The organism is Aeromonas intestinalis, assembly GCF_054052485.1.
The window spans coordinates 65109-74203 of sequence record NZ_JBSTYK010000019.1 but is presented as its reverse complement, the minus strand read 5'-3'; the positions used below and the strand labels follow the sequence as shown (position 1 = coordinate 74203).

Annotated in this window: 7 protein-coding genes; 3 read left to right on the top strand and 4 right to left on the bottom strand. The window is 61.3% G+C overall.

All coding sequences use genetic code 11. The features are described 5' to 3' along the window. Positions 1 to 1251 precede the first annotated feature (1251 nt). The 4 genes from ACW5W7_RS19235 to kefF form a co-directional block, all read right to left on the bottom strand. On the bottom strand, positions 1252 to 2238 hold the full coding sequence (locus ACW5W7_RS19235; protein ID WP_349920654.1) for a helix-turn-helix transcriptional regulator: 987 nt from the start codon (positions 2236 to 2238) through the stop codon (positions 1252 to 1254). Positions 2239 to 2556: 318 nt separating this feature from the next. Then, positions 2557 to 2943 carry a SirB2 family protein gene (locus tag ACW5W7_RS19230; RefSeq protein ID WP_456502742.1) on the bottom strand — a complete coding sequence of 129 codons (387 nt, stop codon included), beginning with the start codon at positions 2941 to 2943 and terminating at the stop codon, positions 2557 to 2559. Further along, complete coding sequence (kefC, locus tag ACW5W7_RS19225) at positions 2940 to 4796, bottom strand: glutathione-regulated potassium-efflux system protein KefC (RefSeq protein WP_456502741.1); 1857 nt, start codon at positions 4794 to 4796, stop codon at positions 2940 to 2942. Before kefC ends, ACW5W7_RS19230 begins: the two co-directional genes overlap by 4 nt. After that, positions 4796 to 5392: a glutathione-regulated potassium-efflux system oxidoreductase KefF gene (gene kefF, locus ACW5W7_RS19220; protein ID WP_434665134.1), complete on the bottom strand. Its 597-nt coding sequence runs from the start codon at positions 5390 to 5392 to the stop codon at positions 4796 to 4798. The genes kefC and kefF overlap by 1 nt, the downstream gene beginning before the upstream one ends. 259 nt (positions 5393 to 5651) lie before the next feature. Between kefF and ACW5W7_RS19215 the strand changes: the two genes are divergently transcribed. The 3 genes from ACW5W7_RS19215 to ACW5W7_RS19205 all read left to right on the top strand — a co-directional run bounded on the left by ACW5W7_RS19215 (position 5652) and on the right by ACW5W7_RS19205 (position 8919). Beyond that, entirely contained in the window at positions 5652 to 5975 is a 324-nt protein-coding gene (locus tag ACW5W7_RS19215; RefSeq protein WP_349920658.1) for a hypothetical protein, read from the top strand. 50 nt (positions 5976 to 6025) lie between these two features. Then, positions 6026 to 6457, top strand: a complete 432-nt coding sequence (locus tag ACW5W7_RS19210; RefSeq protein WP_349920659.1) for a DUF411 domain-containing protein — start codon at positions 6026 to 6028, stop codon at positions 6455 to 6457. 299 nt (positions 6458 to 6756) lie between these two features. Next, positions 6757 to 8919: a S9 family peptidase gene (locus ACW5W7_RS19205; RefSeq protein ID WP_456502740.1), complete on the top strand. Its 2163-nt coding sequence runs from the start codon at positions 6757 to 6759 to the stop codon at positions 8917 to 8919. The last annotated feature ends 176 nt before the right edge of the window (positions 8920 to 9095 follow it).

Genomic DNA, 9095 nt, shown 5'->3' with positions numbered 1-9095 from the left:
CACGCCGGGGGTCGCGGGTTCGAGTCCCGTCCGCTCCGCCACTAACAAGAAGCCCAGTCTAACGACTGGGCTTTTTTTCGTTTCTGCGTTTTCGATTTTATGCTCACCCGGGCGAGCCTTCTCGCCCTGCCTGGCAAACTTCCATACCTTGCATATCTCACTGCAGAGGGCTGATTTCGACCCAGAGTAGAACACACAGGGCGAGTGGTGAGGCATCGGGCTGATCGTGGGCACTCGCGCTCTCAGACGCTTCAGGTACCTCGTTCATGTTTCTGGAGGCCAGGGGTTACCCCGATCAGGGAAAGCGGCTGGAAAGGGGCTGGCACTCATATGATTGGCTCTGGTCGTTGCTCAGCCGAGCAAAGGGTATGAAGCGGGGGGAGGAATCCTTTCCAGGAATATCTTAAAAAGAAAAGGGGACGGCAGCTGCCGTCCCCTCAAGTCATCTCGTCCAGTCCCTGAACTGCCATGCTCCCTGCAATCCTTGACTCTATCCTTTCCTTTGGAATTTCCCCTTCCCATTCCGTTGGGGTGTCCTGTGGCCATCCTAGCCTGGCAATCGCTCCTGATTGCTTCACCCTCTCCATCCTGGAGGTGTCCATTACCGCATCCAGCGGTGTTCCATGCGTCTTCCTGACAGATAATCATCCTGATTATCTCGCTTCGTCCTGAAGCCGTTCCTGTCGCCTCCGGCGAGTGTCCTGTCATCCTGAAGAGCTGCTGTCCTGCTGCTCTGCCTCATCCCGAGGTGTCCAACACCGCATCCTGCGGCTGTCCTGTCATTCCTTGTGATAACCGTCCGGGTTATCGGCCTCATCCTGAGGTGTCCTGCCACATCCTGCGGCTTGTCCTATTTATGCGCTGTTTCTGCATCCTGCCGAGTCAGCGCCGTCCTTGTGAGACCCATATTAAGGTAACCACGGGGGGGAACAAGGCATGAAACCCCTTCAAGCTGGGCATTCTGCCGGATGTTTTTTAGACTGAAGATAGAAATTATCATTAATATCAGATGGTTATTTTGTTTCCATGGAAAGCATCATGTACTCGGGATGGCTTCGCGTACGGCTCAACACTGTGGGGTCTTACAGGGGGAATGGCGGATCTCTCACAAGGAGAAATTGGCAGGAAAACGATGGTACAAGAGATTCAATGAGGGGTGTAAACGTTCAAATTTTATTGAATGAATATGCTGATAAATCAACCAAAAGCCGGGAGAGATCCCGGCTTTTGGTGTTTGACGATGCTATCCGATCAGCTGACCCGGGTGGTGGGAGCAGGATATGCCTTGCGCAGTGACTCGGGCGCCAGCACTTCCAGGTTGCCGCTCATGTTGTTCAGCCAGGAGCGGAACTCGGGGGTGTCCTGCACCTCGGTCTCCACTACCACGCTGCGTTTGTCGTAGCGGGTCATGCGCGGGTTGTGTCCCGGGATCTGGCCATCGATCAGGGTCGGGCAGTTGGCATCGATGCGGCCGACGAAGCGGATGGGGCCGCTGACGTCCTGGTAGCCCTGGTCGCGGATCAGCTTCTGGATGTTGAACTCCTTGGGCTGGGTCGCGCTGAAGTTGGTCAGCTCCACGTTCTTGATGTGATCGAACGGGATGCCGTAGACCTTGGGATCCAGCTCGGACAGGGTGCAGAGCAGCACGGGGCCATCGGCCTGATTCAGGATGCCGAGCGGGTTGATGCGGTCATAGCAGAGCCACACGGTGCGCTCCTTGATGACGCGCTGGATCTCGGCGCTGAACTTGCGGCCACGCCACAGGGCGTCGCGGATCAGGGTGCTGCGACGGATCTCCGGGTTGCCGGCGAAGGGGCGCGGAGACTGATGCACGCTCTCGAGCCAGCGCTCAGCCAGTTCGCTCTGACTGTCGCGGATCACCTGGCCAGCCTTGTCGACCAGGGGGTTCAATTCGGTCAGCACGCTCGCTGGCAGCAGCTGGCTCGCCTGGTCGCTCCAGGTTTTCAGGGCCACCGCAAGGGAGAGCGGCATGATATTGGCGAAGTCGTTCAGACCGTGGCGCTCGAAGCACCAGCCATGGGGTTTGCTGCGTTCATCGGAGGTGAGGTCGAACAGTCCCATGCCGGACATTTCTTCCAGGTCCCGTTGCACGGTACGCAGACTGACGTGTATGCCTTCCTCTTCCAGTTTTACCTGAAGTTGGCTGGCGGTCAGCTTGTAAGGGCGGTGCGGGATGCAACGCGCCAAGGTCAGTTGTCGTAACAGCTTCTTACTCATGGTGCTTGCCTTCACTGGTTTAGCGTTGAGTTTATCCTAGCCAGCACTTGCGACAATATATGTCGCAAGTTTTGCTGCGACAACTGTCGCCATTTTCATACATGCGTGGCTAACTTATTGATGGAGATAATAAAATACGCCAATGAAGGCTCCTTATGAAGCCTTTTTTGGTTGAAAAAATGACAGTGGCGACAGCGGATTATCCGTGATTGGGATGGGATATGAGGCTTGCAGGGACGGGATCGTCAGGGCGCAGTGGTCGGGGAGAGGCTGGAAATGGAGGGTGAAAGCCGTGCTCTCACCCTCCTGCTGCGGGGATCAGACCAGCCAGGACCAGGGGGACTTGGTCATGGCGGCACCGACCATGTAGCCAAACACGGCGAGGGCGGCGATGCCGGCTACCAGCTTCTGGCTACGGGCGGGACGCTTGAGGGCCATGACGCCAAGGCCGATGTAGAGCACCAGGGCGACGAGCTTGGCCATCAGCCAGGGCTGCTGGCCCGGGCTCATCTGCAGGGTCACGGCCAGCAGCACGCCAAGTACCAGCAGCAGGGTGTCGTTGAGGTGGGGCAGGATCTTCAGCCACTTCTGTTGCAGACGGGCGCTGCCACCCAGGGCCAGCAGCCAGCGATAGAGGAACAGCAGCACGCTGACCAGCGCCAGTGTCATGTGCAGGTGTTTGAGCAGGGGGTAATAGGCAATCATATTGCTTCCTTGTCGTTGTCGTGCAGACCGCTGTTCCAGTTGTGGGCGTGGGTACGCTCCTGTCCCTCCTGATCGTCTTGCAGCAGATCGGAGAGGATCTCCCGGTATTGCAGGCTCTTGTTGATATAGGTGTGTTCGTCATCCAGATAGTTGACCTGCTCGCGCAGCAGGCGGTTGTCATACCGCTTGAACATCTGGCCGGCGCGCCAGGCCTGGTTGGCCCTGAAACCGAGCTGGGTGAGGGCCTCGACCCCCAGATCCACCGCCGATCCCAGGGTTTCCCGGTGCACGCTCTCGACCCCGAGGCGCAGGATCTCGTGGGCCGTCGGTCTGTCCTGGGCACGCGCCAGTATCTTAAGGTGCGGGAAGTGTTTCTTCACCATCTCGATCACCGTGAGGGAGGTGGCGGGATCATTGATGGAGAGCACCAGCAGCTTGGCCTTGTGGGCCCCTGCGGCATGCAGCAGATCGAGTCGACTGGCATCCCCATAAAACACCTGGTAACCGTACTTTCGTAGCATCTCTATCTGGCTGGCGTCCTGTTCAAGGATGGTCGTACCAATGCCATGGCCGTGCAGCAGACGACCCACTATCTGACCGAAACGGCCGAAGCCGGCGATGATGACGGGATGCTCCACCAGCTCGGGTTGCTCGTGCTTGGGCAGATCCTCCCGGTTGCGGTAATCGAACCAGGGTTGGATCACCCTGTCGTTGAGGATCAAGAGCAGCGGGGTCAGCGCCATGGAGAGGGCCACCACCAGGGTCAGCAAGGAGATGGTGCTGCCCGGCAGCACCTTGTTCTGGGCGGCGAAGGAGAACAGCACGAAGGCGAACTCCCCCCCCTGAGCCAGCGCCAGGGCGAAGGTCCAGCGCTGGCTGGGGGAGACCCGCAGGATCAGGGCCAGCACCATCAGTACCAGCCACTTCAAGACCATCAGGCCGACCACCAGGGTCGGGATCAGCAGGGGATGCTGGGCGAACAGGCTGAAATCGATGCCGGCCCCCACCGACATGAAGAAGAGCCCGAGCAACAGCCCCTTGAACGGCTCGATGTCCGCTTCCAGCTCGTGGCGATACTCGCTGTCCGCCAGCACCACGCCGGCCAGGAAGGAGCCGAGGGCGGGGGAGAGGCCCACCGACTCCATCAGCACGGCGATGGCAATGACCAGCAGCAGGGCGGCGGCGACGAAGATCTCCCGCATGTGGGACTGGGCGATGGCACGGAACACCGGTCGCATCAGGTAATGGCCGCCGAGCACTATGCCGGCGATGGCGGCCACCACCAGCAGGCCGTGCTGCCAGCCCGCGAGATCGGAGTTGCCGTTGCTGACCACGGGGGCGATGGCCAGCAGGGGCAGCACCGCCAGGATGGGGATCACGGCGATGTCCTGGAACAGCAGCACGGCGAAGGCGGATCGGCCGCTCTCGCTCTGCATCAGTTTGCGCTCCTGCAGGCTCTGCAAGACGATGGCGGTGGAGGAGAGCGCCAGGATGAGGCCGATGGCCAGCCCCTGTTGCCAGGGCAGCCCGATGAGGGTGGCGACTCCGGTCAGGGCCGCCGTGGTGAGCAATACCTGCAGGCCGCCGGTGCCGAGGATGGGGCCCTTCAGTTGCCACAAGAGGGCGGGGCGCAGCTCCAGGCCGACCAGGAACAGCATCAGCACCACCCCGAACTCGGCGAAGTGCATCACGTCTTTCTGTTCTCCCACCAGGCCCAGCAGGAAGGGGCCTATGATGATGCCGGCCAGCAGGTAACCGAGCACGGAGCCCAGCCCCCAGCGCTTGGCGAGGGGGACCGCAATTACCGCGGCACAGAGATAGATCAGGGCATCGAGCAGAATTCCGTGTCCCATCACAGCACCTCCAGCAGATCGCGCAGATAGGGGCTTGCACCCAGCTGGGCCGGGGTCAGCTGCTCATCGCGCAGGGCGCAGATCAACTGACGATAATCCTGGCCGCAGCGGCGCAGGGCCTCGGGATCCTTCAGCTTGTGGAAGGAGTGCAACACGAAGGGGGGCAGCCAGGCCATGCCGCACAACTGGGCCGTCTGCTGGAAGGGCAACAGGAAGTCGAGCAGGGGCCGCTGGTTGTAACCCGCGCTGCAATAAGACTCGGGCGCTCCTCCGGTGGTGATGGCGGAGAGCCACTGCTTGCCCGCCAGGGCATGGGCTTCCGGGCCGTAGGCATAGCCATACTCCAGCACCAGATCCATCCACTCCTTCATGATGGCGGGGCAGGAGTACCAGTAGAAGGGGTGCTGGAAGACGATGAGATCGTGCTCCGCCAGCAACGCCTGCTCGCGCTTCACGTCGATATACATGTCCGGGTACTGTTGGTAGAGGTCGTGCAGGGTGACCCCTTCCAGGCCGTCGATGGCCTGCAAAAGTTGCCGGTTGGCCCGGGAGCTCTGCAGCGCCGGGTGTGAAAAGATAACCAGAATGCGTTTCATGGGGTCATAACCTGAGCGGGATTCGTGTCTGCGAATAAGATGCATCGAGTGGCGACGTTAGCAAGAAGCGTCCCGAGTCACCAGTGGCGGGCGCGAAGGCCGTGGTAGTCCGCGTCTCTTTTGGCACTGCCTAATCAGGGGAAGTGTGCCACGGCCCCCGAGCTATCTCACCCTCTTTTGATCTCCCTCAGGTGGCAGGCTTGACCCTCCCCCAGGGCCCGGGGTTACCATAGGCCTCCTTTGATTGCTGAGTCATCTCATGGTTTTGACCCGTCGCCAACTCGCTCACGCCCGTCGCTGGCTCCCCCTGTGGAGTCTGCTGCTGGTGTTGATGTCGTTTGGCAGCCGGGCGGCGACCGACCTCTGTACCCTGACGCCCCACTGCAGCCAGAGCGAGCGCACCCTGGAGAAAGCCATGCCCTGTGGCAGCTTCACCTCGGCCCTCGCCATGACGGTGCTGACCGGCGACAGCCTGACGGTGGCCATGCTGGAGCCTGACTCCCCGGATTTCCTCTCCCCCTCTCTCTATGTGCCGGACGCCCCCAGGGCGCGGCTGGAGCGTCCCCCCCGCACCCTCGGTTGAGTCGATTTGTCCCCTGTTCATTGGGTATTTCTTCTTATCTGAGGTGAGTTATGTACAAGTCCCTGCTACTGGCCCTGCTGGCCGGTACCGTCAGTTTCTCTGCCCTGGCAACGGAGCAGATGACAGTCTACAAATCCAAGTACTGCGGCTGCTGCAAGAGCTGGGTCAAGCACATGGAAGAGAACGGCTTTGAGGTCAAGGTCGTGGAAACCGAGCAGCTGGATCCCGTCAAGCAGCAGCATGGCATCACCCCGCAGTTGGCCTCCTGCCACACCGGGGTGGTGAATGGCTATGTGGTCGAGGGGCATGTGCCCGCCGCCGACGTGCAGAAGATGCTCAAGGAGAAACCGGCGATCCGCGGCCTGACCATTCCGGGTATGCCCCAGAGTGCGCCGGGCATGGATATCCCCGGTCAGCCCTACCAGGTGCTGAGCATCAGCGAGGAGGGCGCGACCAAGGTCTGGTCGAGCTATCCCGGCTGACGAACACTGGTCATGAGCCGGCACTACTCCATCATGTGAGGCACACCTGAGCGAACCCGTGTCGCTCATGGCCAGAGAAGGAGGGTCACCATCGCGAGAGGGTGACCCTTTTTCGTTGTTTTGGGGGGAATAAAGGGGGATCACTTGCAACCCGGGGCGACAAGGGGCAGATTGATCGCCAAATTATTCCTACAGGATCCGGGCTGCCGCCTGTGCGGTGCCCATGCCAGCCTATGGGCCTCACGCCGTGGCGCCTGGCCCGGGTTTCACCCATCCTGTCCGTGCGCAAAGGATGCGAGATGTTCAACGTTTCCCGAGGGTTGCTGCTGCTGGCTTGCCTGGCCGCCGCCCCCTTTACCCATGCCAATGAAGAGTCCGCCATGCCCGATTCCACCGTTCAGTCCGCCCCTCTCCCGCCCGTGGCTGCCAAGCATCCCCACTCACTGAAGAAACACGGGGAGGAGCGGATCGACAACTACTACTGGCTGCGGGACGACGAACGCCAGAAGCCCGAGGTGCTGGATTACCTCAAGGCCGAGAACGCCTATACGGAGGCGGTGCTCAAGCCGACCCTGCCCCTGCGTGAGAAACTCTACAAGGAGATGGTCGCCCGCATTCCCCAGCAGGACGAGTCGGTGCCCTATGTGAAGAACGGCTACCGCTACCAGACCCGCTACGAGCCGGGCAAGGAGTACGGCATCTATTCCCGCACGCCGGTAGGAGAGAAAGGGCAGCCTGAACCCAAAGCCAGTTTGCTGCTGGACAGCAACCTGCGGGCCGAGGGGCACGAGTTCTATGCCCTGGGCGCGCTGGAGGTGAGCCGCAACAACCGCTGGCTGGCGGTGGCGGAAGATTTCCTCTCCCGTCGTCAGTACCAGGTGCAGTTCCTGGATCTGGAGAGCGGCCAGTGGGCGACGGACAAACTTGAGAACACCTCCGGCAACCTGGTGTGGGCCAACGACAGCAAGACGGTGTTCTATGTGCGCAAGCACCCCCAGACCCTGCTGCCCTATCAGGTCTATCGCCACGAGCTCGGCACGGATCCTGCCAAGGATCAGCTGGTGTACGAGGAGAAGGACGACAGCTTCTACGTCAGCCTCTATGCCACCACCTCGGAAGACTTCATCGTCATCGCGCTTTCAAGCACTACCACCGGGGAGGCGCGCCTCATCGACGCCAACACCCCGAGCCAGAAGCCGCGCCTGTTCCTGCCGCGCCAGGTGGATCATGAGTACAGCCTGGATCACTACCGTGGCCGCTTCTACGTGCGCTCCAACAAGGACGGCAAGAACTTCGGCCTCTACGAGACCAAGGAGAGCCCGGTGGATCGCTGGAAGGCGGTGATCGCCCCGAACCAGGACGTGCTGCTGGAGAGCTATGCCCTGTTCAAGGACTGGCTGGTGCTGGAAGAGCGCAGCCAGGGGCTGACCCGGCTGCGCCAGGTGAACTGGCAGAGCGGCGAGCAGAAGGAGATCGCCTTCGATGATCCGGCCTATGTCACCTGGCTTGGCTACAACCCCGAGCCCGACACCAGCGCCCTGCGCTACGGCTACTCCTCCATGACCACGCCGTCCTCGACCTATGAGCTCAACCTCGACAGCGGCAAGCGCACCCTGCTCAAGCAGCAGGCGGTGGCGGGCTTCAAGGCCGAGAAATATGCCAGCGAGCGGCTCTGGATCGACGCCCGTGACGGGGTCAAGGTGCCGGTCTCCCTGGTCTATCGCAAGGATCTGTTCAAGAAGAATGGCCACAATCCGCTGCTGGTCTACGGCTATGGTTCCTACGGCGCCAGCATGGATCCGGACTTCAGCACCGCCCGTCTGAGCCTGCTGGACAGAGGCTTCGTCTACGCCATCGCCCATATTCGGGGGGGCGAGGAGCTGGGCCGCGGCTGGTATGAAGACGGCAAGCTGCTCAAGAAGCAGAACAGCTTCCACGACTTCATCGACGTGACCCAGGCCCTGGTGGCCCAGGGTTACGGGGCCAGGGATCAGGTCTATGCCATGGGAGGCAGCGCCGGCGGCCTGCTGATGGGGGCCGTCATCAACCAGGCGCCCGAGCTCTATCGCGGCGTGGTGGCCCAGGTGCCCTTCGTGGACGTGGTGACCACCATGCTGGACGAGTCCATTCCCCTCACCACCGGCGAGTACGACGAGTGGGGCAACCCGAACCAGAAGCGCTACTACGACTACATGCTGGCCTACAGCCCCTACGATCAGGTCAAGGCCCAGGCCTACCCGAACCTGCTGGTCACCACCGGCCTGCACGACTCCCAGGTGCAGTACTGGGAGCCAGCCAAGTGGGTCGCCAAATTGCGGGAGCTGAAGACGGACGACAACCTGCTGCTGCTCAGCACCGACATGGACGCCGGTCACGGCGGCAAATCGGGCCGCTTCAAGGCTTATGAAGACATTGCACTGGAGTTCGCGTTTATTCTGGATCTGGCCAAGTCCAAAGCATAAACCTCTGGGCGTGACCCTCCGACGATCCCGGCCCGGCCGCCAGCGACCCTGGTGAGCCGGGCCTTGTCATCTGGGGCCCGACTGCGCGGAAAGGTCCCACATGGGGCGTGGGACCGATCCGGGCGGGGATGATGCGCGGATGTTAACGTGACGGGGTGGGGAGCCCGTTGGCGGCA